Origin of the sequence: Polaromonas sp. (assembly GCF_016185115.1) — a bacterium.
Lineage (GTDB): Bacteria > Pseudomonadota > Gammaproteobacteria > Burkholderiales > Burkholderiaceae_C > Polaromonas.
In genome coordinates this window covers 301,825-328,226 of sequence record NZ_JACPOF010000017.1, presented here as the reverse complement: position 1 = coordinate 328,226, position 26,402 = coordinate 301,825, and the positions used below count along the sequence as shown (strand labels likewise).

Sequence of the window (26,402 nt, the reverse complement as noted above, 5' to 3'; positions counted from 1 at the left end):
GGCGGGTCTCGTGAAGACTTTTCTTGCCTGCATGGTTGCGGCAACAACGTTTCTGACGGCATCCTGCGCTTCGGTTTCTTTGCCGCGCGCCAACCACATGGTCCGCTACGCTGACGTGCAGATCGAGGTGGTCGCGGAGGGCCGTGGGCCACTGGTTGTCATGCTGCCCTCGCTGGGTCGTGATTCGGACGACTATGGCCCGGTGGCCGAAGCCTTTGTGCAGGGCGGTTACCGCGTGCTGCGCCCGGCACCGCGCGGCATGGGGCGCAGCAACGGGCCCACTGACGGCGTCAGCCTGCACAACTATGCGCAGGACATTGCAAAAGTGATTGAACATGAAGCGGCAGGCCCCGCGGTCGTGGTGGGCCATGCCTACGGCAACTGGGTGGCGCGAACCGTCGCCACAGACTACCCCCAGCTGGTCAGGGGAGTGGTGATCGCGGCGGCGGCGTCAAAAAACTACGACCCGAAGCTGAGTGGCTACATCGACAAATGCGAAGACGCCAGCCTGCCTGAAGAGGAACGCCTCAGGTATCTGCGCATGACGTTTTTTGCGCCGGGCAGCGACCCCAAACCATGGCTGCAGGGCTGGCATCCGGATGTCAAGAAGACGCAGCGTGCTGCAAGGGCCGCCATCAGGACCGAAGAGTTCTGGGGCGCAGGCAACGCGCCCATGCTGGACCTGATGGCCAGCGAAGACCCGTTTCGCCTGCCGGCCACACGTGACGAAAACCGTATCGAGTTTGGCAGCCGCGTGAGCGCCGTCGTCATACCCGGCGCCAGCCATGCGCTGATACCCGAGCAGCCCGTGGCCGTGGCCCATGCGGTGTCACAGTGGATGCGCAGCCTGCCCTGAAAAACCTGATTCGCGAAAAGAAAGCACCACTTGACCGACAACGATTTCACCTTTGTAGATGCACGCGAGCTCGATACCGCAGCGGCCTACCGCATGGTCATCGGCTGTGTGGTGCCGCGGCCGATTGCCTGGGTCACCACGGTGGACGGCAGGGGCTGCGTGAACGCCGCGCCCTTCAGCTCCTACAACTATGTGGCCACCACACCGCCCATGCTGGCCATCAATATCGCCAGCCGCGAGGGCACTGAAAAAGACACGGCCCGCAACATCCGCGAAACCGGCGAGTTCGTGGTCAACGTGGCGACCGAGGCGAGCATGGAAGCCATGCACGCCTGCGGTGAAAACTATGCACCCGGCGTCAGCGAGGCCGAGGCGCTCGGTATCGCGCTGCTGCCGAGCCGGCTGGTGAAACCGCCGCGCATCGCCGTGTCGCCGGTGCAGATGGAATGCCGGATAGACCAGATCATCACGCTGGGCAAGGGCGTCAACACCCTGTTCATCGGCGAAATCATCGCCTTTCACCTGTCGCCCGACATCTACGACGGCAAGCGCGTGGACAGCGCAAAGATGCGGCCCGTGTCCCGTCTGGGCGGGCCTTTTTACGCAGGCCTTGGCGAGATATTTCACCGGCCCATGCTGCAGCGGCCGCCGGGAGGCGAGGGCTGGGTGGCGCCTGCAGCCGGGGTAGCCGTCAACACGAAAAATACATCGTGACAGGCATTGACAGACAAACCGATAAACAAGGAGACAAAACCATGAACTTCAGGCCATCTTCAAGACGCAGCCTCGTGCTGGCCGCCGTGTGTGCATTGCCACTGGGCATGATGCAAACGGCGGTGGCGCAAACCTTTCCGGACAAGGTCATACGCATCATCAACCCCTATGCTGCGGGTGGCCCCTCGGACACCATTGTCCGCATGCTGGCGGCCGGCATGAGCACCGAACTTGGCCAGCGGGTCATCGTTGAAAACAAACCCGGCGCGGGCACGGTGATAGGCGCGAACCTGGTGGCGAAAGCTGCGCCTGACGGCTATACGCTGCTGCTGGCAACTGTAGCCCCCCTGGTCGTGCAACCGGCCATAGGTGCGGCATTGCCTTACGACGCACACAAGGACTTCGCCATGGTGGGCATGTTCGCAACGGTACCCAACCTGATTTCGGTCCACCCGTCCGTGCCGGTGAATTCGATCGCCGAACTCATCGCGTATGCGAAAAAGACGCCCGGCAAGCTGAATTACGCCTCGGCCGGTTCAGGCACGGGCCCGCATCTGGGCGGCGAGCTCTTCAACCGCATGGCCGGCGTCAAGCTTACCCATGTGCCATATGCAGGTGCGGCCCCTGCCGTGCTCGCTGTGCTGTCGGGCCAGGTCGAGGTGTCTTTCGTCAACATCACGCCGCAAATCCAGCATGTCAAGGCAGGCAAGCTGCGCGCGCTGGCCATAGGCAGCAGCGGCCGCTCCAAACTTTTCCCCGAGGTACCGACCATGTCTGAGGCCGGGCTCAAGGGCTATCTGTCGGAGTCGTGGAACGGCCTCGCCGCACCGGCGGGTACACCGCCCGCAGTCATTGACAGGCTGTACAGGGCGATGGCGAAGGTGATGGCTTCACCGGCTGTGCAGGAGGGCCTGCTGCCCCTGGGCGCGGACGCAACCGTGCTGGGCCCCGCCGAGTTCGACGCCTATGTGAAGGCTGACGAAAAGCAGCTGGTGCCGGTCATCAAGACCCTGGGCCTGACCAACAACTGAAACAGCGGGCTGTTACAGCCTGGGAGACATTTTTTATGAGTTCCTTGTCAGGCGTGCGCGTACTTGATCTGAGTCGCGTTTTTTCCGGCCCCTGGGCAGCGCAGATGCTGGCTGACTTCGGCGCCGATGTGATCAAGGTCGAGCGGCCGGGCCGGGGCGATGACGTGCGGCACCAGGGTTTTAAAGTGAAAGACGAGGCCGGCAAGGACAGCGGCGAGCGCTCGTCCTTCGTGGCCATGAACCGCGGCAAGCGCTCCATCACGGTCGACATGTCGCAGGCGGCCGGCCAGGCGCTGATACGCGACCTTGCCGCCAAATGCGACATCCTCATCGAGAACTTCAAGGCCAGTGACCTGGCGCGCTACGGGCTGGACTATGCCTCTCTCAAAGAGATCAACCCGCGCCTGGTGTATTGCTCCATCAGCGGCTTCGGGCAATCCGGGCCTTACAGCCACCTGCCGGGATACGACCCCATCTTCCAGTCCATGAGCGGGCTGATGGCGCTCACGGGGCAGGAAGAAGGCACGCCCGGCAGCGGCCCCTTGCGTGTGGGCTATTCGGTCAGCGACATCACCGCCGGCTTTTACGCCACCAGCGCCATGCTGGCCGCACTGCGCCACCGCGATGTGGTCTCTGGCGAAGGCCAGCACATCGACCTGGCGTTGCTCGATGCGCAGGTGGCCGCCATCTCGCATGTGGCCATGAGCTACCTGGCCACTGGCGAGCAGCCTGAACGGCTGGGCAATGCATCGGCCATCACCTGCCCGTGGCAGTCTTTTACATGCGTTGACGGCGACATCATGATCGCCGTTGGCAACGACACGCAGTTCGTCGCCTTCTGCAAGGTGCTGGGCGCACCTGAACTGGCTACCGACGAACGTTTCAGGACCAACCCCTTGCGCGCCAGTAACCGCACAACACTGATTCCCCTGCTCGCCGACATTTTGAAGACCCGTTCGGTGAACGACTGGTATGCGGCCTTTGATGCCGCCAATGTGCCGAGCGGCCCCATCAATGGTTTTGCCGAAGTCTTTGCCGACCCGCAAATCAAACACCGCGAGATGCTGCTGCGCCTGCCGCATGCCACGGCCGGCAGCGTGCCGCAGGTCGCCAACCCCATCAAGTTTTCTGCCACGCCGGTGGAATACAAACGTGGCCCCCCGGTACTGGGGCAGCACACGTCGGAAGTGCTGCGTGAGGTGTTGGGCATGGACGATGCAGCGATTGCCGGCCTGCAAAACGCAAGGGTGGTCTGACATGTTGATCCTGCAAACGCCGGGCGACTTTCTCGCGCATGTCGGCCAGAAGCTGGGCACCAGCGACTGGTTCACCATAGAGCAGAAGCACATTGACGACTTTGCCCGCAACACCGGCGACGACTTCTGGATACACACCGACACCGAACGCGCCGCCCGCGAAATGCCGGGCGGCAAGACGATTGCCCACGGCCTGTTTACCCTGGCGCTGGTGCCGCTGCTGCAGCGGAAGATCTTCCGCGTCGAAAAGCGCGGCAAGGGCCTGAACTACGGTTCGAACAAGGTGCGCTACACCGCGCCGGTACCGGTCGGTTCGCGCGTGCGCCTGCACCAGACCCTGGCCGCTGCAGAGCGTTCGGGCAACGGTACACGCATCACCACGCGCTGCGAGTTTGAAATCGAAGGCAGCGACAAGCCGGCACTGGTGGCCGAGTTCCTTCTGCTGATCAACGACGAGTGACGCATGGCGCCGCAATTGATTCCACTTTATTTATCGGAACCCCCATGATCAAAAGACATCTTCTTGCTGTCGGCATCGCAACGCTTGCCGGTTTCGCCGTTTCGCCTGTTTTCTCACAGGCTGCATGGCCTGCGAAGCCGGTTCGCCTCATCGTGCCTTACCCGGCCGGCGGCCCCGTTGACCAGCTTGCGCGCGTCATTGCGCCCAAACTGGGGGAGCAGCTGGGCCAGCCCATCATCATTGACAACCGGGCTGGCGCCAGCGGAACCATCGGAATTGACGCCACCGTCAAGGCCGAGCCTGACGGCTATACCTTTGGCTTTGGGGTGCCAGGTGGCATCACGGTGCTGCCGCATCTGCAGAAGCTTCCCTACGCAGTCGAGAACATCAACTATGTGTCCCTGGTGGCACGGGTGCCCCAGGTCATTGCGGTCAGCCCGCAGCTCAAGGTCAATACGCTCAAGGAGCTGATTGCGCTGGCAAAAACAGAGCCGGGCAAACTCAACTATGGCTCCGCAGGCAATGCGACGACGCCGCATCTGGGTGTTGAACTGCTCTCTCAGGAAGCCGGCATCAGGATGACCCATGTCGCCTACAAGGGTGCTGCCCCAGCCGTTACCGCGCTGCTGGGCGGCGAGGTGCAGGTACTGGCCGCTGACCTGTCGGCCCTGTTGCCCTTTCTGTCTCGCGGCATCAAGGTGCTGGCTGTCTCCGGCCCGCGCCGTGTAGATGCACTGCCCAACGTGCCGACAACAACAGAACTGGGCTTGCCCCAGGTGTATGTGGAGTCCAACTATGGCTTCATCGCCCCTGCCGCGACGCCTGCCGCCATCATGCAGAAGATGCGGGATGCGCTGGTTGCCGTGCTGGCCCTGCCTTCGGTCAAGGCGCAGATAGCTGCCCAGGGTGCGATTGCGGTTTCAAGCACACCGGAGGAGTACCGCAAGCTGATGCAGCAGGAGTCCGTCAAGTGGGCGGCTGTGGTGAAAAAAGGCCAGATCACCCTGGAGTAATGCATGACCTTGCGCATTGCCCTTCTTGATGACTACCAGCAACTGGCCATGGGCATGGCCGACTGGGCCTCGCTGCCCGAAGGCACGGTCGTGCATGCTTTCAACAAGGCGATAGCCGGTGAGGACGAACTCGTCAATGCACTGCAGGACGTCGATGTCGTGGTCGCCATGCGTGAGCGAACGGCGTTTCCCGCGTCGGTCATCGCGCGGCTGCCCAGACTCCGGCTGCTGGCGAGCACGGGCCTGCGCAATGCGGCCATTGATGTGCCGGCGTGTCTCAGACAGGGCGTTGTCGTTTGTGGCGCCAAAGGCGCGCGCCACGGCCTGGCGGCCACGGCGGAAACCGCATGGGCGCTGATTCTTGCCTTGCACAAACGTCTGCCCGGCTCGGACCAGGCCTTGCGCGAGGGCATCTGGCAGCCGCAGCTGGCGCTGGCACTTGAGGGCAGGGTGCTGGGCCTTGCTGGTCTTGGCAACATCGGCCAGCGCATGGCCCGCATCGGCCAGGCCTTTGGAATGGAGGTCATCGCATGGAGTCCCAACCTCACAGTGGAGCGCGCGCAGCAGGCGGGTGTGCGCATGGTCGGCAAGACAGAACTGTTTGGGCAATCCGACGTGGTGTCGCTGCACCTGGTGCTGTCACCGTCTACTGCCAACGTCGTGGCCCATGCCGAACTTTCAGCCATGAAGCCGGGCGCGTTTCTGGTCAACACCTCGCGCGCCGGCCTGGTGGATGAAGCAGCCTTGATGGACGCGCTGCAGAACAGGCGGATAGGCGGTGCCGGGCTGGACGTCTTCTGGCAGGAACCTCTTCCCGCATCGCACGCCCTGTGCCGGCTGGACAACGTGGTGCTGACACCGCATCTGGGGTATGTCACGCCTGAAAACCTCGCCGCCTTTTATGGCGGTGTGCTGAACAACATCAAGGCCTGGATACAGGGCCTTCCCGTCACGCCCCTTTCGTACTGAGTTTTTCAAACAACAACACAGAGAGACAAACATGCTTGCAAAAATACTGGCTTGCGCCATGCTCACTGCCATGGCATCGACTGCCATGGCGCAGGACTGGCCGTCGCAGCCCATCAAGTACATCGTGCCCTTCCCGCCGGGCGGGGCCACCGACATCATCAGTCGCCCGCTGGCCGACAAATTGCGCGAGCGTCTGGGCCAGGCGGTGGTGATCGAAAACATAGGCGGTGCCGGCGCGTCCATAGGCGTGGGCCGCCTCAAGCAGGCCAAAGCCGACGGCTACACCATCGGCCTGGGCAATTCGGCTTCGCAGACCATCACGCCGCACCTGCTGGCCAAAGTACCTTACGACCCCCTGAGCGACTTCACGCCGATCTCGATGCTGACCGAATACGCCAATGTGCTGGTGGTGTCCGCGCAGTCCCCGGTGCGTGACATGAAGGAGTTCCTGGCGCTGGCCAAAAGCAAGCCCAACGGCCTGAGCTACGGTTCGGCCGGCACCGGGTCGAGCAACCACCTGAGCTCGGCATTGCTGGGCCAGGCCACCGGCCTGCCGTTCACGCACGTGCCCTACAAGGGCAGCAGCGCGGCGATGACCGACCTCATGGGCGGTCAGGTGGACTGGATGTTTGCCACCATCTCCGAGATCAAGCCTTTCGTGCAGGCGGGCAAGATGCGCGCCCTTGGCATCTCGTCGAAGACACGCGATGCGCTGCTGCCCGATGTGCCGCCGATTGCCGACACCGTGCCGGGCTACGAGGTGGTGGGTTTCATGGGCCTGTTCGCGCCGGCGAAATTGCCGCCTGCCATCACGGCACGCCTGACCAGCGAAGTGAATGCCATCCTGAAGTCACCAGACATGATCGAGCGTTTTGCCGCTCAGGGCATGCGCGCCCGCACCAGCACGCCCGACGAGCTGGCCGCGCGCGTCAGGCGTGACCATGCGATGTGGAAAGCGGTGGTCACCGCTGCCGGCATCAAGGCTGAATAGACACCTGACTTCCCCATCCAACTGAAAGACATCACCATGACAGCACCCCGGCAGAAACTCGTCAAACGCATCTCCCTGCTCACACGCAAGGAGGGCATGTCGAAAGAAGAATTCCTCAAGCACTGGAACGACCACCTGCCGATCTCGCACGCCGTGCCCGGCCTGCGCCGCTATACCCTGTGCCACATCGTCAGCGAGCCGCAGCGCAAGGATGTGCCGGTGGTCTGGGACGTGGGCCAGGTTGATGGCATTGCGGAAACCTGGTTCGACGATCAGGCGGCCACCGACCGTGCCTTCACCTCGCCCGAAGGTCTGGCCTGGCTGGCTCACGGTTCTACCTTCATCGGCCGTCAAAAGACCTTTGTGGTCGAGGAAGAGTTTGTGATCGAGCTCAAGTAGGCCTGGAGAGCGCGACGCCCGGGTGAATCGGATATATGTAAAGTCGACTTTACATTTTTGAGTTCTGGCGCCGGCCCGGGCTGCCAAGAACGCCAAAAACGCCTGAAAAAGGTCGTTTTTCAGGGGTAAAAACGGCTGCAGGCCAATGAATATAAACGTGGGCAGCTACAGAATAGATAGCAAATTCATCTCTCTGCCCACTCGGTTCTTTCCCCGGCGAGGCGAGTAAAAGTGGCGGGGGCAGTTTTTGCCCCGCCGGATTCAGCCGTACAGCCGCTGCGGGTTGTCCTGCAGGATGCGGTGGGCCAGCGCGGTATCGGTCGTCCAGCGCTTGAAGGTGTCCAGCAGTTGCGCAGTATCGGGCTCGGGGGTCACGCGCAGGTGGGGCCAGTCGCTGCCCCAGACCAGTTGCTGGGGGTTGGCCCTGAGCAGCGCCTCATGGAAAGGCCTGCCCAGTTCGGGGTCCTGCACGCTGAAAAGATTGCGGTAGGCGCAAAGCTTGACCCACGCCGCTCCGCTTTCAACCAGTGACAGCAGGGTTTGAAAGCCGGCTTCATTCACGCCGGCACCGACGTCAAAACCACCCATGTGGTCGATCACCACGGGCACCGGCAACTTCTTCAGTTGCGCGGAGATGTCGGGCAGCACCTTGCAGTCGGTCCACAGCTCCGCGTGCAGGCCGGCATCTGCCAGTGTGGGCGCCATCTGCAGAAGGTCGTCGAAAGAGGCGCTGCCTGCAAAGTTGTTGCCCGCGCCGCTGCGGTGGCTGTAGCGCAGCGCACGAATGCCCTTGTCCCGCAGCCCTTTCAGGGAGGGCAGGGTGCCGGGGCGGGCGACGATGACGCCGCGCAGTTGCGGCAGTTCGGCCAGCGCGTCAAACAGCAGCGAATAGTCATCACCGTAGGCGCTGGGATGCACCAGTACGCCGTTGGACAAACCGAGCCGCGCCAGCAGCGCCAGGTAGTGGTCGCGCAACGCTTCGGGCGGTGTGTAGCTGCGGTCGGCCGCGAGCGGAAAGCGTTCGTAAGGCCCGAACAGGTGGGCGTGGCAATCCCAGCCGGCGTTGTCGGTGGTGTCCATCACACCAGCCCGTCGTGTTGCGGCAGCGGAAAGGCCGGCGTGACACCTTCGGGGAAGGGGATTTCATGCGCGTTCAGGGTCATGGCCACCATGGTGTAGTAGCCAACCAGCGCCGTCAGCTCGACCACGGTGCGCGCGCCGAAAAGCTCCAGGGCTTGGGCGTAGGTGGCGTCGGAGACCGAGCGGTGCGTTGCCAGCTCCGTCGCGTATTTGTAGACCACGGCCTCTTCGTTCGAGCGGAACGGTGGCTCTGTGCCGGCCAGCATGGCGTCGAGCACATCTTTTTCGATGCCGATCTTTTCGGACTCGCGGCGGTGCGCATACCACTCGAAAGGCGAGCGGCCGGCCAGGCCTGTGGCGAGGATGGCGGTTTCGGACAGGCGCGGGCTGAGCCCCGTGCCGTAGCGCAGCAGTGCGCCCAGCGCCTGCCATTTGTCGGCCAGCTCGGCGTTGTAGAGCGCGGCGCGCAGCGGGCCTTCGACCTTGCCGCGCGGGCCGGAGACGACCTTGTCGTACACGGCGCGTTGTTCGGGTGACATGGTGTCGGGTGTGGGGAAAGGAATTCTGCTCATGGTGTTGTCCGATCAGGAAGGTAAGTCCAGCACTGCTTTCGCGAGTATGTTGCGTTGTATCTCATTGCTGCCCGCAAAAATCTTCGCGCCCAGGCAATTGAAGAGCGGCGCCACCACGTGCATGTCGATCTCTTCATTTTTGCAGTGGGCCTGCATGCCGCCGTAGTCATCGGCTGATTCGATCAGCAACAGCGCCAGCTTCTCATAAGTCTCGGTCGACCAAATCTTGAGCATGGAGATGCTGGCCGGAATGGGCTCGCCACGTTTGGCGATGGCGGCAAACCCTGCGTAGGCCGCGCCCAGGTCGGCAGTGTCAAGCTGCAGCTCGGTCAAGCGCGCCACAAAGGCCGGGTCGTCGAACAGGCCGCGCTGGCGCGCCAGCTTTTCGACCTGGTGCAGGGTGTGCTGCGAGTGTTTGGGGCTGCCCGTGAACAGGCGCTCGAAACCCAGCAGGGCCTTGGCCACAGTCCAGCCCTGGTTGAGTTCGCCGACCAGGTTGCTGCGCGGCACACGCACGTTGTCGAAAAACACCTCGCAGAACTCACGTTCGCCGGCGATGTTGCGGATGGGCCGCACCGTCACACCCGGTGTCTTCAAATCGACCAGCAGAAAGCTGATGCCAGCCTGTTTCTTGACCGTCTTGTCGGTGCGTACCAGCATGAACATGTGGGTACCATCGGCGCCCCAGGTGGTCCAGGTCTTCTGGCCGTTGACGATGAAGTCATCGCCGTCGATGACGGCTTCCGTCCGCACGGCAGCCAGGTCCGATCCTGCATTCGGCTCCGAGTAGCCCTGGGTCCACACGTGCTCACCGGCGAGGATGGGCGGCAGGAAGCGTGCGCGTTGCTCGTCGTTACCGAAGCGCATCAGGATGGGGCCGACCATCACCAGGCCCTGGTCGGGGCAGCGCGCCACGCCCCATGCTTCGGTCTCTTCTATCCAGGCGATGAGCTTGTCGGCAGGCAAGCCCATGCCGCCATGCTGTTTGGGCCAGGCCGGGGCGAGCCATCCCAGGCGCGACAGCGTGAGGTACCAGTCCTTCGACTCGGCCCACGACTGGCGGTAAGGCATGTAGCGCCGGTGCTCGGGGTAATGTTTTGCGAACAGCGCGCGCACGCCGCAGCGAAATGTTTGCTCCGGCATGGCGTCCCAGTCGGCATCCGCCGGGAAGTTTTCAGGCGGGGGCGTGCCTGCCGGGTCCCGGTGAGAGACCGTAGTCTCCACCAGGCGTGCATAACGCCTGCGGTGCGCTGCGGCGTTGCCCCAGCGGCTGGCCAGCAGCATGGCGCGCTTGAAGTACAGGCCCACGTCGTATTCATTGGTGGTGCCGATCGCGCCATGCAGCTGTATGGCCATGCGCGTGACTTCGGTAGCCGCATGCGCGCAACGCGCCTTGACGCGACTGGCAGCCAGCGCCAGGGTGTGCGCAGAACCCGCCTGACCTGCGAGCGCCAGGCCTTCGCGCAGGCTGGCGGCGGCCAGTTCAACCTGGATCAGGCCATCAACCATGCGGTGCTGCAATGCCTGGAAACTGCCGATGGGTTTTCCGAACTGCTCACGTGTGGTCAGGTAGTCGCGTGTCAACTCAAGGGCGCGGCGGGCAATGCCTGCCAGCTCCGCTGCCTGCGCCAGGCGGGCGCTTTCGTTGGCAAACTGCAGCGCGGCCATGGCGGAGTCGCCGCGTACCAGCAAGGCGGCGGGCGAGGCCTCAAAAGAAAGAGTAGCGGTCAGGCTGCCGTCCACGCCGCATTCCTGCGTTGCTGTCACGCCGGGAGCGCCGGCCTTGACCCACACGATGGCGGCCTCGCCCCCCGCGTCAGCCAGTACCAGCCAGCCGTCGGCCAGGCCGGGGCGGACAAAGCGCTTGCGTCCCGTCAGCTGCTGAGTGGCAAGGCCATAAGTGGTTGAAGGGGCAGGCGGGATATCGATGTCTCCTGCGCGCTCCTGCCATGCGACACCCGCCACGGTCTCGCCGGACTGCAGGGCGGCCAGCAGTTCGCTGCGCAATGCACCAGCGGGTGATTTGCAGACCAGCGCGACCGGATGTACGCCCGCATCCACAAACGGTTCTGCCAGCAGGTGTTTTCCGGTTTCGTGGGCGATCGCGGCGACTTCTTCAAGCCCCAGACCCAGCCCCCCATCTTCTTCAGGGACGAGGATGGACAGCCAGCCGAGCGCGGCGATCTGCTGCCAGGTGGCCCGGTCGAAACCGCCGTCGCTGTCCTCAAGTTGCCGCACGCGCTGGCGCTGGTCAGTGGCGCCCAGATAGTCGGCGGCGCTGTCTGCAAAGACCTGTGAAGATTCACTGAACATGTTGGGGTGTTGCCTTGTTTCAGGATGTTGTTGGCGGGGTGGCAGCGGCAAAACGCGCTCGGCCTTCGTCCAGCGCAGCCATGATGCTGTCCATGCGCGCGGCGGCCTGCGTCTGCGCATCGGCATAGGTGCTTTGGCCATGTGCGTCGATCGCGACCGTGACGGGTCCCATCCCCTCGACGCGCAGCCGCACCAGGCGGTAGTGCATCAGCATGTCGCTCCAGCCGACTTCCAGCACCTCGCGCACGGCGCGGGTGTGCAGGGTGGCGCCGCCGCCGAGGAATGAGAGATAGACGCAGCCGGTTTTCTGCATCGCCTCGACTGACTTGCCGTCCAGCCCGCCCTTGCCGCCTATGGCATGCAGTTGCAGTTCATGAATGATGCGTGGCATCACCGGGTTGAAGCGCGTGCTGGTGGTGGGGTTGATGTAGAGAAGTTCGAGGTCGTCTGCACCCCGGCCACCCTGCTTTTCGCGGCTGTAGCTGCCGAGGTGAAAAAGCGACTGGCCCTGCAAGGCCATGGGCAGCGGTTCCTTGCCGTCGAAGCAGCCGATCAGCCTGTGGTGGGTGGGCAGGCCGGCCGTGACCACGATCTCGCCGTCGATGATGACCTGGTCACCGGCCTTCAGCGTGCGTGCGTCCGCTTCGCTGAGCGGGAAATTCATGCGGTGGGTTTGCAATGTCATCGCGCTATTCCACGATCTCGACGCGGCCGTCGTTGTAGATGCGCGCCCGCGTGCGCCGGTTGATCCAGCAGTTGAAGGCGACCGCCACCGGGGTGAAACCGTGGCCCGCTGCATAGTTGATGTGGACGGCCGAGGCCGTGCTGTCGCCGCCTGTGCCCATGGGGCCGAAGCCCATCATGTTGACGCCGGCCAGCAGGCGTTTTTCCATGTCCGCCACCAGCGCTTCGGCGTGGTGGCTGCCGATCGGACGCAAGGTGGCTTCCTTGGCCATCTTGGCGGCGTAGTCGAAGGTGCCGCCTATGCCCACACCGATCACGACCGGCGGGCAGGGCTGCGAGCCGGCGCGTGCCACCACGTCGAGCACATATTTTTCAATCGTGCGCAGGTCCGGGAAGCTGAAGATCTCAAGCGCGGCCCAGCGGCCTGAACCCAAAGCCTTGGGCGAGCAGGTGATGTCCATGCAATCAGAGCCGTCTTCCATGTCGAAGGTGACGATGGGCATGCCCTCGCCGCTGTAGCCGCGCTCGTTGGTCAGGGGATTGGTGACATGCGGCAGCAGAGGCGGCTGTATGGTGGCGACGAGCTCGTCAAACCCCTCGGTGATAGCCTGCCGCACATTGCCGCTGAACTGCGCCTGCGTGCCGACACGCACAAAGTACACCGGCACGCCGGAATCGGAACAGACAAAGTGCCCACCGATTTCGGCCTCTTCGGCGCTTTTGATCATGATGCGCAGGGTATGGCGTGCGGTCTCGCTGCTTTCTGTTTTGTCCGCGCTTTTGAGGGCCGTCATGGCGTCGGCCGGGATGCGCCGCAGCGAGCGCTCGTAGAGTTGCGCGGTGACGCGCTTGATGAGTTCCGGTGTGATGGCCATCGGTATTGTTGATTACGCGCTCAACAGGCCGGATGTTCTGGCGCGCAGCCGCGCGAGTGCGTAGACGTTGTCCAGTGCGGGCGTGGCCATGTTGACCTTGCGGCCCAATTCGCAGGCCGCCCCCAGGATGGCGTCGATCTCGACCGGACGTCCGGCCTCGGCATCCTGAAGCATGGACGTCTTGATGTGGCCGAGCTTGCGCGTCAGGGCGATACGGTCTGCGACCAGGATGCCCGGGTCTATGCCCAGCACCTTGCCGACAGCCAGCAGCTCACCCATCATGGCGGTGAAGAGCCGGTAAATTCCCGGATCATCAATCATCAGGTCGGTGGCCGAGCCGGTGATCAGGCTGACCGGGTTGAAGCAGGCATTGCCCAGCAGCTTCTTCCAGGCCTCGGTGCGGATGTCGGTGCTGGCTTCGGCGTCAAAGCCGGCTGATTTGAGCAGCGCCACCAGTGCCTGCAGCCGTTCGGTGGGCGGTGAGCCTGCTGCAAGGCCGGGCTCGCCGAACACCACTTTTGTGCCGGAGTGGTGGCGTGCAACACCGGGCTCGGGGCTGGAGCAGGACGGGTAGACCACAGCGCCCATGACTGCGGCCGCCGGGATGGCCGCCTCTATCGCGCCGGAGGCATCCACGCTGTCCAGCCGCCCTGATACCGGCAAGCCTGCTGCTGCATCGGTAAACCACCAGGGCACGCCATTGACGGCTGGAAGCACCAGGGTTTGGGGCCCGAGCAGGGGCTTGACCATGTGCACCACGCTGGCCATGGCATAACTTTTGACGGCGAGGATGACCACGTCCTGCTCGCCGAGGTTGGCCGCATCTGCCACGGCACGCACCGGGGAGGCCCTGCGCTCGCCGCCACTTTCAAGTATCCAGCCGCGCTGCTGCAGTGCCTGCAGTGTGGCGCCGCGCGCTACCACGCTCACGTCGGCATGGCCCTGTGCCAGCCTTGCGCCGAAAAAACCGCCAATGGCGCCGGCGCCGATTACACATATTTTCGGCAAGGCTTGGTCTGTCATGCTTGTCTCGCTGCTGTTTTGAAGGGCAGCGGCAATTTAAGCACTGCGACGCGGGTTTTTTCAAGACTGCAGGCGCAAAGCAGTTATGCAAATGCCACAGGTCTGGCCGGGGCGCGCCCCGGGCGTGTCAGGCGGCCGCGTTGGGGTGCTTGCTCCACATGCCGTGGCGCGCGTTTTCCTCGACGATGCTGACGATCAGGTCGGCCACCGCTGACACCGCCTTGCCCGGCCCCTTGGATTTCGAGAACGCCATCGACACTGTGCGCTGCACGGCAGGGCTCACGATTTTGGCGGCCTGCAACTGGCCGCTGGCGACTTCGCTCCAGACGGTGTGGATGGGTAGCACGGTGTACAGCCTTTCCTGTGCGACGACGGAACGCATGATCGGCAGCGAGTCGGCTTCGATCACGGGCACCAGCGCAATGTGTTCCTGGCGGGCGAGCGCATCCAGCGTGGTGCGCAGGCCATTCGGCGCGCTGGGCAGAATAAAAGGCAGGCCGTCGAGCTCGCGGAAATCGATTTCGGCGCGGTCGGTGAGCTTGTCGCCGACCGGTCCGATAAGGTAGCTGTCGACGGTGGCCAGGGCCTGCTCACGCTCCGGCTGGTGGTTGCCATATCGGTAGAGGATGGCCAGGTCCACACGGTCATCGGACAGCCATTCCTCGACCTGTCCGCTTGAGCCTTCCAGAATCTTGATCTGTATGCCGGGAAACCTCAGGCGCAGGTCCTTGAACAGGCGCCCGACGATAGGGAAGGTGATCGACGGCAGGGACCCCAGCGTGACACGCCCGGCGGGTTCGCGTGCCTCGCCGCGTATCTCGCGCTGCAGTTGCCCGGCGTCGGCGAGCAGGGCCTTGACCTGCGGAAAGATGCGCTCGCCGATATCCGACAGCGCAACCCCCCTGCCTGTGCGGTTGAACAGCCGTGCGCCGCAATCGCGTTCCAGCGCATTGAGTTGCCGGCTCAGCAGGGACTGGTTGCGGTCGAGGAAAATCGCAGCGCGCGTCAGGCTGCCGAGTTCGGCAATCGCCAGAAAGGTGCGCCAGCGCTGCAGGTCTGATGCGATGTCGATATCGAAGGTGGTGGCTTTACCGGATTGCATAAGCACGATTGTGCACGTGGCAGCTGATCACGCCATAGCTGTTAACCGCAGGGTCGAAGCGGTGTCTGTGCAAGTTCAAGCCGTGGAACCGGCTTTGCCGGGCTACAGGCGGGCGGCCCCTTGAGGGGGCAGGGAGTTACACGAAGTGAACGACCGTGGAGGCTACTTTTTCTCGTGACAGGTGCAGTTGTCGTGGGCATACAGGCGCAGGTGGTGCGCCCAGTCGCGCAGCGTTGCCCAGGCGCCGCCGGTTGCAACTTCATAAGGTGTCAGGCCGAACATGCCCAGGCTGATGGATGGTTCGCGCGACACCACTGAATGCCAGGTGCGTTTTGGAATGAACAGCGCATCACCGGCCTCCACCCGCGCATAGATGCCGCGGGCTTTCTCAAATGATGCCAGTTCCCTGGCCTGCTGCGGCAGGCGCGACACGTTGATGTCGCTCAGCGTGGCGCCCCAGTCGTATTTGGCGGCCGGACACATGTGCGCGCTTTGGTCGGGCGGGAAAAGAATGAATTCCTTGGTGCCCCTGAACTGGCAAAACCAGTTGTGCGGAAAGTCGTTGTGCAAGCCGGTCACCGTATTGGCCGGGCCCATGAAGATGTATTCCCAGGTCAGCTTGCGGTCCAGAAACGATTTGTCGGGCCACAGGCTCTTGATGAGCAGGTCCTTGCGCAAGGCTGGAAATTTTTCAAGGATGTCCCATTGCGCCAGATACAGCGTTGTGGGTTTGAACGACTGCATGTGCGCCCAGTTCAGGTGGAACTGGGCGCCAGGCTCACGCCTGATCTACTCAAGGCGTGCCATGGTCAGCAGGCCGGCTTCCGGGTCAGTCGTTTTGAGGGCCGCTTTGCCGAGTTCGCGCAGATAGGGCGCAACAGGAAGAAACGGCCTGCCCTTGGTCACGCCCTGCTCGACCAGGCCATCGGTGAATTTCACCGGCGCTTCCGACGCATCGCTCTCGCAGACATCGGCCAGTGACTCAAAAGACCATTTGCTGAATGACGGCCAGTGTTTTACGCCGCCCTTGACCAGCACCGGACGGTCAAACGGCCATTGCCGGCCTGATGCGCGCAAGGCTTCCCAGGTGGTTTCCTCAATCAGCTCGAACATCGGGCCCGCCGGTATCGTGCTGGGCACAGCCGTGACACGCTCTGCTTCAATGGGCAGGTCACCCATCATCAGCGGCGCGTCTTTGGTCTGCATCAGCATGGCGCTGCCCCTGCGGGAGGGTTTACTTGACGAGCAGGGAATTGATGATGAGCAGGTCTTCAGGCGTCAGCGTTCCGTTGGCCTGGCGCAAGCGCAGGCCACCCAGCAACACGTTGTAGCGGGCCTGCGCAAGGTCACGTTTGGTCTGGAAGAGCTGGCTCTGGGAGTTGAGCACGTCAATGTTGATGCGCACACCGACCTGGTAGCCCAGCTTGTTGGCATCGAGCGCGCTCTGGCTTGACAGTTCGGCCGCTTCAAGCGCCTTGACCTGGCCTTGTCCGGACAGCACACCGAAGTAGGCGGTTCGGGTGTTCAACGCGACGGTTCGGCGTGCGCCTTCAAGGTCGCTTTGCGCCTTGTCCTTGAGTGACAGGGTTTCGCGCACGCGGTTCTGCGTGGCAAAGCCTGCGAACAGCGGCACATTCAGCAGCAAGCCTATGGTGCCGGTGTTGTTGCGCGTATTGAGGGTGCTGACGGCTGTGCCCGCAGGGCTGCGCGTGACGTTATAGCTGGCGTTCAGGTCGACGGTAGGTTTGTGTCCGGCTTCGGCCTTGTCTACTTCAAGCTCTGCGATCTCGTAGTTTTTCTGCGCCTGCCGGATGCTGGGGTGGACGAGACTTGCCTGGTCTACCCAGAGGTTGACGTCAGCCGGCGCCACAGGTGGCAGGGCGATGGGTGCAGCCAGCCCTTTGGGTTGCGAATTTGTCTTGCCGGCGAGTGTGTCGAGTGCCAGCTTTTTCACACGCAGGTCGTTTTCGGCAGCGATTTCCTGCGCCGTCACCAGGTCATAACGCGCCTGGGCTTCGCGTGTGTCGGTGATGGTCGAGGTCCCGACTTCAAAGTTGCGCTTGGCCGAAGCCAGTTGCTCTGCCACCGCTTCTTTTTGCGCGCGGACAAAGGTCAGGGTGTCCTGTGCCGCAAGAACATCAAAGTAGGCCTGGCTGGAGCGCACGATGAGATCCTGCTCGGATGCGTCAAGTTGGGCCTTGGCCAGTTCGACCTGTCTGAAGCTTTGCTCATAGGCAGCCCAGTTGGCCGGGCGATAGAGCGGCTGGCTTGCTGTCAGGGTCGCGTTCTGGGTACTGAAGCTGCGGTCCACCAGCGGGTTGGTGTTGTCAAAACCGGTGCGCGACACGCCTGCAGCCAGCCCCGCGGAAGGCAGGATGCCGGCTTTCGCCTGGTCGGCTCTCGCCACATTGGCGTCGTACTGCAGTTTTGCCGACTGGTAGCTCGCGTCGAACGCGCGTGCAGACTCATACAGCTCAACCAGGCTTTGGGCCCGGGCCTGTGGTGCAAAAGCCATCAGCACGGAGGCCAGAGCGATTGAAAGAGGCAGCAGACCCGGTAGCGCCGGCGGTTTTTGAGTCGTTGTCATAAAAGTCCTGAACAAGAAGAAGTCAGCAAAACGGATCGGATCACATGCACAATTTTTTAGTAACGGGGAACAGTGGCATCGACCTGATGTGACCAGGCATCTATGCCGCCCTGCAGGTTGACGACGCCGGTGAAACCGCGTTGCTCCAGGAAGTTGCCGACCTGTAGGCTGCGCATGCCGTGATGGCACAGGCAGGCTATCGGGTGTGCAGCGCCGTATGTTTCTTCAAGCTCGGCCAGCCGCGCCGGCACCTCACGCATGGGAATGTGCAGCAGCGTGAAGCCGTCAGGTTTGACCGATGCAGTCTGCAACTCCCACGGCTCCCGGACATCCAGCACAACCGGCGGGGCGGCCTGCGTGGCAGCGGTGCTGCTGTCGCGCCATTCTTTAAAGCTGGACAGGTCGAGTTGGGGGATCATCAGGATGCTCTCGGCTACTTGCTGGTGTGTTTGATGGCTGGCTTCTGTTGCGCAGGCTTTTTCAGAAAGTGAACTTCGACGGTTCGGGGAAGTTCAGCAGCTGCGGCGCTACGGTGTCCCAGGCCTGCGTCGTGCGCCAGGCATCTTCTGCGACACGCGTGACCAGGGTGGCGCGCATGACCGGCTCGGTGCCGACGATGGCGCTCAGGCGGCCGCCGACCTTGAGCATGGCCAGCAGTGCGGGCGGGATTTGAACGACAGAGCCACTGAGCACGATGACGTCAAACGGGCCACGCAACGGGTCGGTGCCCGAGACGGCTTGCGCAATCTTTGCTGCGCCGTCGCCGGTACGCACTTCTGCGTTGTAGATGCCGGCCTTTTGCAGGTTCTCGCGCGCCGTCTGGGCCAGCGTGCTGTCGATCTCCATGGTGATCACCTGCTGTGCACGGTGGCCCAGCAGTGCCGCCATGAAGCCGGAGCCGGTGCCAATTTCAAGCACCTTCTCATGTTTTTGGACCGCCACGTCCTGGAGGATGCGGGCCTCGACCTTGGGTGCGAGCATGCACTGGCCGGGATGGTTCTGCAGGTCGCTGGTCAGCGGGATTTCCATGTCCACAAAGGCCAGAGCCTTATGCGCCAGCGGCACAAAATCCTCACGCTTGACCACTGCCAGCAGGGACAGGATCTGGCTGTCCAGCACTTCCCATGGGCGGATTTGCTGTTCGATCATGTTGAAACGGGCTTGTTCGTAGTTCATGGCGGTAGATGTATGGGTGGAAAGGTGGGGATGATAGGGACAAACCCGCCAATTTTAGTCGTGCCCTGTAACTGGCGTGTGTACTTCAGCCGGGGCGCTCGTGCCGGCTGAAGGGTCTGTTTTCGGGCCGAATTTGCGTTTGAGCCACTGCGAGAGGTCATCGAGGTAGCAATAGGTCACGGGCACCACCACCAGCGTCAGCAATGAAGAGGTGATGACGCCGCCAATCACGGCCTGGCCCATGGGGGCGCGCTGTTCCGAGCCTTCCGTCAGCGCAAAGGCCAGCGGGATCATGCCGAAAATCATGGCCAGTGTGGTCATCAGGATGGGGCGAAGCCGCACTTTGGCAGCTTCGAGCAGGGCGGCGCTGCGCTCCATGCCTTCTTCCCTCATCCGTATCGCAAAGTCCACCAGCAAAATCGCGTTTTTGGTCACCAGGCCCATGAGCATTACGATGCCGATGATGGAAAACATCGACAGCGTGGAGCGGAACATCAGCAGCGCCAGCACCACGCCTATCAAGGTCAGCGGCAGGGAGGTCATCAGTGCCATGGGTTGCAGAAAACTCTTGAACTGGCTGGCCAGGATCATGTAGATGAACAAAATCGCCATCACCAGTGCAGAAATCGCGTATCCGAAAGACTCGGCCATGTTCTTGGTCGAGCCGCTGAACTGGTAGCGGTAGCCGGGCGGAAAGCTCATGGTGTCCAGTGCCGCGCGAATGTCGGTGGAGATTTCACCGGCAGAGCGGTTGTAGACGTTGGCGTTGATGGCGACTTCACGCGCCAGGTCACGCCGGTTGATCTGGTTGGGGCCGGTGGCTTCTGTCACGCTGGCCACCTGGCTGAGGCGCACGATGCGTGAAGACCCATCGGCGTTGCTGCCGACAGTGCTGCTCATGAAGGGCAGGCGTTCGAGATCCTGTGGTGCGTTGCGCGCGTCCGGTGCCAGCCGCACGTTCACGTCATAGGTCTGGTCATCGGGCGCGCGCCAGTTGCCCACCGTCTGGCCAGCCACCAGTGTGCGCAGCGACGCCGCAATCTGCGATACCGACAGGCCCAGGTCGGAGGCGGCGTCGCGCCGCACATCGACCTGGATCACGGGCTTGTCGGCCTTCACGCTGGAATCGAGGTCCACCAGGCCGGGAATGCCGCGAATGCGGTTGCTGACCATGACCGTCAGGCGCTCAAGTTCTTTCAGGTCAGGCCCCTGCAGTGAAAACTCCACCTGCTTGTTGCCGCCCACCGAGTCAAGCAGTCCGACGTGCGTGACGGTGATGCCGGGTACCTGCCTGAGGCGGTCGCGCAGCAGGCCTGAAAGCTCATCCACACTGCGCGTGCGTGCCTTGCGGTCCACCATGCGTATGTACAGGCTTGCATACATCTTGCCCTGTGCATTGCCGGTGTTGATGGTGGCGAGGGTGTACTTCACCTCGGGAAATTCCCGCACTATGGCTTCAACCTGGCGTGCATTGGCTTCCGTGGCTTCGAGTGAGGAGCCTACCGGTGTATAGAAGTTGAGCGAGGTTTCGGAGAAATCTGCCTTGGGCACAAACTCCGTGCCCAGCAGGGGCACCATGAAGATGCTGATGACAAATATCACCAGCGCCAGCAGCAGCGTTTTCAGCTTGTGCACCAGCGACCATCGCAGGATGCCCTGGTAGCTGTTGCTCAGCGATTCGGTGGCATTGTCAAACCAGCCAGTCACGCGGCCTATGGTCTTGTCGTAAAAAGTCACCGGTGGGCCGCGTTTGCCATGCGCTTCAATCGACGGGTCATGCCAGATGCTCGACAGCATGGGGTCGAGCGTGAAGCTGACAAACATCGAGATCAGCACGGCCGCGACGATGGTCACGCCGAACTCGTGGAAGAACTTGCCGATGATGCCGCCCATAAAACCAATGGGCAGAAACACAGCGACGATGGAGAAGGTGGTGGCCAGAACGGCCAGGCCGATTTCTTTTGTACCGTCCATTGACGCGTCGTACGGCGTCTTGCCCATCTGCACATGACGCACGATGTTTTCGCGCACGACAATCGCATCGTCGATCAGCAGGCCCACACACAGCGACAGCGCCATCAGCGTGATCATGTTGATGGTGAAGCCGAACAGGTTCATGAACAAAAACGTGCCGATGATGGAGATCGGCAGGGTCAACCCGGTGATGACGGTGGAGCGCCATGAGTTCAGGAACAAAAATACGATGAGTACCGTGAGTAACGCACCCTCTATCAGCGTGCGGCGCACGTTCTCGACCGCTACACGTATGGGCCTCGCGCTGTCGGCGATCAACTCCAGCCTGACACCCGGCGGCAGTTGCGGCTTGATTTCGGTAATTGCCTTGTTCAGGCCATCCACCACTGCGATGGTGTTCTCGTCCTGCGCCTTCTGTACGGATATCAGCAGCGTGCGCTGGCCGTTGTAGAGCGCCAGGCTGTCGATTTCCTGCGCGCCGTCGGCAATGCGCGCTACCTGATCTACCGTCACCGCTGCGCTGCCCTTGCGGGTGATGATGATCTTGCCAAAGTCCTCGGGCCGTTTGACGCGCGCATCGATCTTGACCACACGCTCCTGCGCCAGCGAACGGATGGCACCCACCGGCAGGTCCTGGTTTTCATTGCGTACAGCATTGACGACCTGTTCGGCGGTGATGCCCAGCGACTCCATGGCCTGCGGGTTCAGGTAAACATTGATCTCCCGTTTGGTGCCGCCCACGAGCGTGACCGAGCCTGCGCCTCGTACGTTCTCCAGCCGCTTCTTGAGAACCTGGTCGGACCAGTTGGTGAGTTCCACCGCAGACATGCCAGCCCCCACGCTTGTCGCTGCGCGTACTGCGCTGCCCCCCGAGGGGGCTGAGCTTGCTTGGGGCGGCCCGGCGCTGCGCTCGCCGCTCGGGCCTGAGGATGCAGGCAGGACTGCAATGGACCAGACGGCCTTGCTAGCCGGGTCAAAGCGCAGCACGCGTGGCTCTTTCACTTCGTCGCGCAGCGTAGGGCGTATGGATGCAATCTTTTCTCGCACATCTTCGGCGGCCTTGCGGCCATCGACATAGAGCTGGAACTCGATGATGACGACCGACTGGCCTTCATAACTGCGCGAGGTGAGGGCGCTCACGCCGGCAATCGAGTTGACGCCTTCTTCAATCTTCTTGGTGACTTCGCTCTCGACAATTTCAGGTGAAGCGCCCGGATATTCTGTGGTGATCACGACCACGGGCAGGTCTATGTTCGGGAACTGGTCTACCTGCATGCGCTGGTAGGAGAACAAACCCAGCACCACGATGGCCACCATGACCATGGTGGCAAACACCGGGTTTTTAAGACTGACCTGCGTGAACCACATGCCGTGCTTATTTCGCCGAGGCGGTTGAGGCTGCGGCTTCAGGCGCTGGCGCCGCGGGCGCAGCCAGCTGCGTGAAGCGCACCTGCGTGCCTTCACGCAGGTAGCCAATGTTGGCGCGTATCACCTGCGCGCCTTCGGCCAGACCCTTGACAGCCACCACGTTTTCGTTGCCTGCCGTGCCGCGCGCTCCAATTTCTACGGTTTTGTGCACGACCTTGCCGTCTTCAATGGCCTGAACGTAGGGTGCGGGTTTATCTGTACGCACGCTGCCCAGCGGCACGGCCAGCAGGGACGAACTCGCCGTGCCCAGTGTGCCCTGTGCGAACAGGCCGTGGCGCAGCGGCAGTGCCCTGCCGCCGGGGGTGTTGTCTATGCTCAGATAAGCCAGCACGCTGCGGCTGCCGGCCTGCGCGCTGGGGTTGATGCGCACCACTTTTGCGGTCGCGACCTGGCTGCCGCCTTCTATCTGCAGCTCTGCCGTCTGGCCGACGCTGATCTGTGCCGAGTCGGCAGCGCTCAGTGTGGCTTCAAGCTCAAGCCGGCTGAGGTCGACCACTTCAACGATGCGCGTGTCTATGCCGACACGCTCGCCGGGCTGCGCCAGGCGCTGCGACACCTGCCCGCTGATGGGCGATTTGAGTATGGTGTCTTCAACCGATTTTCTGGCGACATCCGTCGCGGCCTGCGCGGCGCGGAAGGTGGACTGTGCGGCGTTGAGGTTGGCCAGTGAGGTATCGAGCGCCGTTTTTGAAATAAAGCCCTGGTCTACCAGGGCCTTGTTGTTGTCGTACTGGCGCTGCACCACTTCAACCTGCGCCTTCGCCGAAGCAGCCTGCTCACTGGCCTGACGCACGCGTGACTGGTATTCGGTCGCTTCTATGCGCGCCAGCACCTGGCCGGCCTTGACGAAGTCACCTTCGCGCACTGTCAGGCCCTGCAACTCGCCAGCCACACGCGCCTTGATGACGGCGGAATTCACGGCCTTGAGCGTGCCTGACACCGGCAGGCCCTGCATGACCTGCAGGGTCTGCACCTTCACCACATCGGTGGCGGCCAGTTCGACCAGGCCCTGTTCTTTCACCGCAGTGCTGGCCACCAGCGCCTGCTGCTGCGCCGTGCGTGCCGACAGCGCGCGAAAGACGCCGACGGCAATCAGCACCACCACCAGCGCAGCAGCAGCCCACTTGATCCATTTCCTGTTGTTGTTTGTTGTCATGGCGGGGGTTTTTATTTTTTGTCCGGGCTGGAGGTGGCCGCAGGCGCTGCAAGCAGCCCATGCAGGATGGCGCCGAGTTGGGTATCTATGTATTTTTTCGGGTCCATCGCCAGTGTCATGGGTGCACAGATACCGGGTGAATGTTTCGCCAGGATCAGGAACATCATGGGCGCAACAATGGTGAAGACGGCGTAGTCGAGGTCCAGCGGACGGATCTCGCCACGGTCAATGCCACGCTGCAGGATGCGGCGAATCAGGGTCTGGCCGGGCTCGATGACTTCCCGCTGGTAGAACTCGGCGATTTCAGGGAAGTTTTTCGCCTCGCTCATCATGAGCTTGGTGATGCCCGAGGCCTTGGTGGCGCCAACGCGGTCCCACCAGACGTTCATGCAGTAACTGATCATTTCGGCGCTGCTGCCTTCAAAGCTCAGGAACTCGTCGTTCCATTCCTTGAAGCGGCCAGAGATGTTCTCTCGCACCACCGCCTTGAGCAGCTCTTCCTTGCTTGGAAAGTAAAGAAACAGCGTGCCCTTGGAGACGCCTGCCCGGGCCGCGACTTCCTCGGACTTTGTTGCGGCAAAGCCTTTTTCGACAAACAGATCCAGCGCGGCTGCCAGCAGTTCACCGGGACGTGCTTCCTTGCGCCGCTCACGCTTGACGGTGGCAGAGGTATCGGGTTTGCAAAAAAACTTGGAAAGCGGCATTTTTAATGACTGACTGGTTAGTAATGTAACCCGAGCCGTTTCGGGCGTCAACATCCACCAATAGCTGCATGGGCAGGCGTCAGATGCTCAGTACACGCCCGGCCAGAATGCCCAGCCATTCATGCAGCACCTCCTGCGTGGCCTGAAGCCCTGATGCTGAAGGCAGCCATTCAAGCAGCGCGCTGCGCCGGGGCACGATATAGCCTGTGGGGGCTGCCTGCACAACAAAACCTGCACGTTCGAAGGCGATGACGGCGCGCGGCATGTGCGCGGCATGGGTGACCAGTGCGATACGCTGCACGCCGTCACGCTTGAGCATGGGGGCCAGCAGGCGCGCATTTTCGGTCGTGTCGCGCGAGGCCGACTCCAGCCAGCGAATGCGCATGCCGTATTCCTGCTGTGCGACGCGTGCTGCCACCGCGGCTTCTGACGTGCCCTGCGTATTGCTGGCCGCATGGCCCATGCCGCCTGTGAACGCCAGCGGCAGCCCCGTCTGGCGGCCCAGCCAGATGCCGTAGCGCAGGCGCGCCCCGGTAGAGGCACTGGGCTGCGCCTGCCCATACTCGGGCGCCAGCGGCAGCACACCGCCGCCCAGCACCACAATCGCCTGGGCCTTGCCGGCTGAGATCTGCGCGGCAGATGCCGGTGGGTATTGGGGCAGGGCGTTTTGCGCCAGCCACACTGCAGCGCCGTGGCAGCTCAGGACCCACAGCGTAGTCAGGGCCAGCCACAGCAGTGATGCACCTGTGCGTTTGCGCCTGCCAGCTACCAGCAGCAGCCCCAGCAGTGCCAGGAGCAGCAGCGACATGGGTGGCAAGGCCAAGGCGGTCAGCAGGGGTTTGATTGAGCCGGGTTCCATCGGTGCTATAAAAAAAGTAGCTGGGTGTGCTTATTCTAGAAGGGGTGATTCGCCTTGCCGAGCGGACGGTCCAGACGCTTTACGCGATAAATCGGACGCCGCAGCCTAAAGCTGTCAGTATCAGGCTATCTGATTACTTCTAGGAGAACGGCATCAACCCGTATATCTGGTGTTTGGTGGGTGCCGTTCTTGGCGCGCTTGCCTGCCTGCTGACGCAAGTCCGCGAAAAAACCGTCATTATCGAAACTGTGGCCGTGGCCATTTTCGGCGCCTATATAGGCGGCGACTTTGTGGCGGCGCTGCTCAGCCACGGCACGACCAACGACAAGGATTTCAGCGCGGGCTCGCTGGGCCTGGCTGTTCTGGGCGCTGTGGTGTTTCTGCTGTTGCTCAAGCTGATGCGCAAGGCCGTCGGCCCGCAATTTACCCCCAAAGGCCCGCGCCGCCGCGATTGAACCGCTTCGCCTCAGGGACAAGCCACGCCAGGCGGGCGGTGTCGAAGGTGCCCGCGTAAGATGAAAGCTCCGGGCGCGACTCACCACCAGTGGGCGTGACCAACGGCATCAATCATCTGAGCGGAGATTTCCATGGCATCAACTGAAACCATCACCCTGGGCGGCGGCTGCTTCTGGTGCACCGAGGCGGTGTACGTCAAGGTGCGCGGCGTGACCGATGTTGAATCGGGCTACAGCAATGGCCAGGCGGCGCGGCCCAGCTATGAAGAAGTCTGCAGCGGCCGTACTGGCTCCAACGAGGTCGTGAAGCTTGAATTTGACCCCGCGCAGATCACGCTGCGCGAGATTCTTGAAATCTTCTTTGTCATCCACGACCCCACCAGCCTGAACCGCCAGGGCAACGACGCCGGCACGCAGTACCGCAGCGGCATTTACTACACCTCGCCAGAGCAAAAGCAGGTAATAGACGACTTCATCCGCGAAGCCAGCCAGGACAAAACCTTCGGCAAGCCCATAGTCACCGAAGTGCTGCCGCTCGCCAATTACTGGCCGGCCGAGGCCTACCACCAGGATTATTTCGAGAACAACCCCAACCAGGGTTACTGCGCTTTTGTGGTCGGCCCCAAGGTCGAGAAATTCCGCAAAACCTTTGCCTCGCGGGTCAGGGATTGAGCCTGTGGAGGTGCCTGCAGTCGTCCGGAGCGGAGAAGCGACGGTGCCAGGCT

The 26,402-nt window shown here is 62.5% G+C and carries 27 protein-coding genes; 11 read left to right on the top strand and 16 right to left on the bottom strand.

Annotation, left to right across the window (positions count from 1 at the left end; genetic code table 11):
- Positions 1–10: 10 nt before the first annotated feature.
- From HYX42_RS11715 to HYX42_RS11675, 9 genes are read left to right on the top strand one after another with little or no spacing between them, the layout of a single operon-like run.
- On the top strand, positions 11–856 hold the full coding sequence (locus HYX42_RS11715) for an alpha/beta hydrolase (RefSeq protein WP_293403099.1): 846 nt from the start codon (positions 11–13) through the stop codon (positions 854–856).
- Positions 857–886: 30 nt separating this feature from the next.
- Positions 887–1,570, top strand: a complete 684-nt coding sequence (locus tag HYX42_RS11710; RefSeq protein WP_293403097.1) for a flavin reductase family protein — start codon at positions 887–889, stop codon at positions 1,568–1,570.
- 41 nt (positions 1,571–1,611) lie between these two features.
- Positions 1,612–2,601 carry a tripartite tricarboxylate transporter substrate binding protein gene (locus tag HYX42_RS11705; protein ID WP_293403095.1) on the top strand — a complete coding sequence of 330 codons (990 nt, stop codon included), beginning with the start codon at positions 1,612–1,614 and terminating at the stop codon, positions 2,599–2,601.
- Positions 2,602–2,636: 35 nt separating this feature from the next.
- On the top strand, positions 2,637–3,857 hold the full coding sequence (locus HYX42_RS11700; protein ID WP_293403093.1) for a CaiB/BaiF CoA-transferase family protein: 1,221 nt from the start codon (positions 2,637–2,639) through the stop codon (positions 3,855–3,857).
- 1 nt (position 3,858) lies between these two features.
- Entirely contained in the window at positions 3,859–4,317 is a 459-nt protein-coding gene (locus HYX42_RS11695; protein WP_293403091.1) for a MaoC family dehydratase, read from the top strand.
- Positions 4,318–4,361: 44 nt separating this feature from the next.
- Positions 4,362–5,330: a tripartite tricarboxylate transporter substrate binding protein gene (locus HYX42_RS11690; RefSeq protein ID WP_293403089.1), complete on the top strand. Its 969-nt coding sequence runs from the start codon at positions 4,362–4,364 to the stop codon at positions 5,328–5,330.
- A 9-nt stretch (positions 5,331–5,339) separates the two neighbouring features.
- Positions 5,340–6,299, top strand: a complete 960-nt coding sequence (locus tag HYX42_RS11685; RefSeq protein WP_293403503.1) for a D-2-hydroxyacid dehydrogenase family protein — start codon at positions 5,340–5,342, stop codon at positions 6,297–6,299.
- A gap of 31 nt (positions 6,300–6,330) precedes the next feature.
- Positions 6,331–7,290, top strand: a complete 960-nt coding sequence (locus HYX42_RS11680) for a tripartite tricarboxylate transporter substrate binding protein (protein ID WP_293403087.1) — start codon at positions 6,331–6,333, stop codon at positions 7,288–7,290.
- A gap of 36 nt (positions 7,291–7,326) precedes the next feature.
- Positions 7,327–7,689 carry an EthD family reductase gene (locus HYX42_RS11675; protein WP_293403085.1) on the top strand — a complete coding sequence of 121 codons (363 nt, stop codon included), beginning with the start codon at positions 7,327–7,329 and terminating at the stop codon, positions 7,687–7,689.
- Between the two features lie 261 nt (positions 7,690–7,950).
- Here HYX42_RS11675 and HYX42_RS11670 read toward each other — a convergent pair whose 3' ends face one another.
- From HYX42_RS11670 to HYX42_RS11595, 16 genes are all read right to left on the bottom strand, one after another.
- Complete coding sequence (locus HYX42_RS11670; RefSeq protein ID WP_293403083.1) at positions 7,951–8,769, bottom strand: amidohydrolase family protein; 819 nt, start codon at positions 8,767–8,769, stop codon at positions 7,951–7,953.
- Positions 8,769–9,341, bottom strand: coding sequence for a carboxymuconolactone decarboxylase family protein (locus HYX42_RS11665; protein WP_293403081.1), 573 nt, complete (start codon positions 9,339–9,341; stop codon positions 8,769–8,771). The genes HYX42_RS11670 and HYX42_RS11665 overlap by 1 nt, the downstream gene beginning before the upstream one ends.
- A gap of 12 nt (positions 9,342–9,353) precedes the next feature.
- Entirely contained in the window at positions 9,354–11,654 is a 2,301-nt protein-coding gene (locus HYX42_RS11660) for an acyl-CoA dehydrogenase (protein ID WP_293403079.1), read from the bottom strand.
- Positions 11,655–11,673: 19 nt separating this feature from the next.
- The gene (locus HYX42_RS11655) at positions 11,674–12,339 is read right to left on the bottom strand and encodes a fumarate hydratase C-terminal domain-containing protein (RefSeq protein WP_293403077.1); all 666 of its coding nucleotides are present in this window, start codon (positions 12,337–12,339) and stop codon (positions 11,674–11,676) included.
- Positions 12,340–12,343: 4 nt separating this feature from the next.
- Positions 12,344–13,213, bottom strand: coding sequence for a fumarate hydratase (locus HYX42_RS11650; RefSeq protein ID WP_293403076.1), 870 nt, complete (start codon positions 13,211–13,213; stop codon positions 12,344–12,346).
- Positions 13,214–13,225: 12 nt separating this feature from the next.
- Complete coding sequence (locus HYX42_RS11645; RefSeq protein ID WP_293403075.1) at positions 13,226–14,236, bottom strand: 2-dehydropantoate 2-reductase; 1,011 nt, start codon at positions 14,234–14,236, stop codon at positions 13,226–13,228.
- Positions 14,237–14,363: 127 nt separating this feature from the next.
- Complete coding sequence (locus tag HYX42_RS11640) at positions 14,364–15,338, bottom strand: LysR family transcriptional regulator (RefSeq protein ID WP_293403074.1); 975 nt, start codon at positions 15,336–15,338, stop codon at positions 14,364–14,366.
- 162 nt (positions 15,339–15,500) lie between these two features.
- Positions 15,501–16,082, bottom strand: coding sequence for a cupin-like domain-containing protein (locus HYX42_RS11635; RefSeq protein WP_293403072.1), 582 nt, complete (start codon positions 16,080–16,082; stop codon positions 15,501–15,503).
- A 45-nt stretch (positions 16,083–16,127) separates the two neighbouring features.
- Positions 16,128–16,550 carry a hypothetical protein gene (locus HYX42_RS11630; RefSeq protein WP_293403070.1) on the bottom strand — a complete coding sequence of 141 codons (423 nt, stop codon included), beginning with the start codon at positions 16,548–16,550 and terminating at the stop codon, positions 16,128–16,130.
- 22 nt (positions 16,551–16,572) lie between these two features.
- Positions 16,573–17,925, bottom strand: coding sequence for a TolC family outer membrane protein (locus HYX42_RS11625; RefSeq protein ID WP_293403068.1), 1,353 nt, complete (start codon positions 17,923–17,925; stop codon positions 16,573–16,575).
- A 56-nt stretch (positions 17,926–17,981) separates the two neighbouring features.
- Positions 17,982–18,344 (bottom strand): rhodanese-like domain-containing protein, encoded by a 363-nt coding sequence (locus tag HYX42_RS11620; RefSeq protein WP_293403066.1) that lies wholly within the window; start codon positions 18,342–18,344, stop codon positions 17,982–17,984.
- A 61-nt stretch (positions 18,345–18,405) separates the two neighbouring features.
- Positions 18,406–19,101 carry a protein-L-isoaspartate O-methyltransferase gene (locus HYX42_RS11615; protein ID WP_293403064.1) on the bottom strand — a complete coding sequence of 232 codons (696 nt, stop codon included), beginning with the start codon at positions 19,099–19,101 and terminating at the stop codon, positions 18,406–18,408.
- 54 nt (positions 19,102–19,155) lie between these two features.
- Positions 19,156–22,443 (bottom strand): efflux RND transporter permease subunit, encoded by a 3,288-nt coding sequence (locus HYX42_RS11610; protein ID WP_293403062.1) that lies wholly within the window; start codon positions 22,441–22,443, stop codon positions 19,156–19,158.
- Between the two features lie 7 nt (positions 22,444–22,450).
- On the bottom strand, positions 22,451–23,659 hold the full coding sequence (locus HYX42_RS11605) for an efflux RND transporter periplasmic adaptor subunit (protein ID WP_293403060.1): 1,209 nt from the start codon (positions 23,657–23,659) through the stop codon (positions 22,451–22,453).
- Positions 23,660–23,670: 11 nt separating this feature from the next.
- Positions 23,671–24,363 carry a TetR/AcrR family transcriptional regulator gene (locus HYX42_RS11600; protein ID WP_293403058.1) on the bottom strand — a complete coding sequence of 231 codons (693 nt, stop codon included), beginning with the start codon at positions 24,361–24,363 and terminating at the stop codon, positions 23,671–23,673.
- A 79-nt stretch (positions 24,364–24,442) separates the two neighbouring features.
- Entirely contained in the window at positions 24,443–25,186 is a 744-nt protein-coding gene (locus HYX42_RS11595; RefSeq protein WP_293403056.1) for a YdcF family protein, read from the bottom strand.
- Between the two features lie 212 nt (positions 25,187–25,398).
- Between HYX42_RS11595 and HYX42_RS11590 the strand changes: the two genes are divergently transcribed.
- Together HYX42_RS11590 and msrA are read left to right on the top strand one after the other, a co-directional pair.
- On the top strand, positions 25,399–25,677 hold the full coding sequence (locus tag HYX42_RS11590) for a hypothetical protein (RefSeq protein WP_293403054.1): 279 nt from the start codon (positions 25,399–25,401) through the stop codon (positions 25,675–25,677).
- 132 nt (positions 25,678–25,809) lie between these two features.
- On the top strand, positions 25,810–26,349 hold the full coding sequence (msrA, locus tag HYX42_RS11585) for a peptide-methionine (S)-S-oxide reductase MsrA (protein WP_293403052.1): 540 nt from the start codon (positions 25,810–25,812) through the stop codon (positions 26,347–26,349).
- The last annotated feature ends 53 nt before the right edge of the window (positions 26,350–26,402 follow it).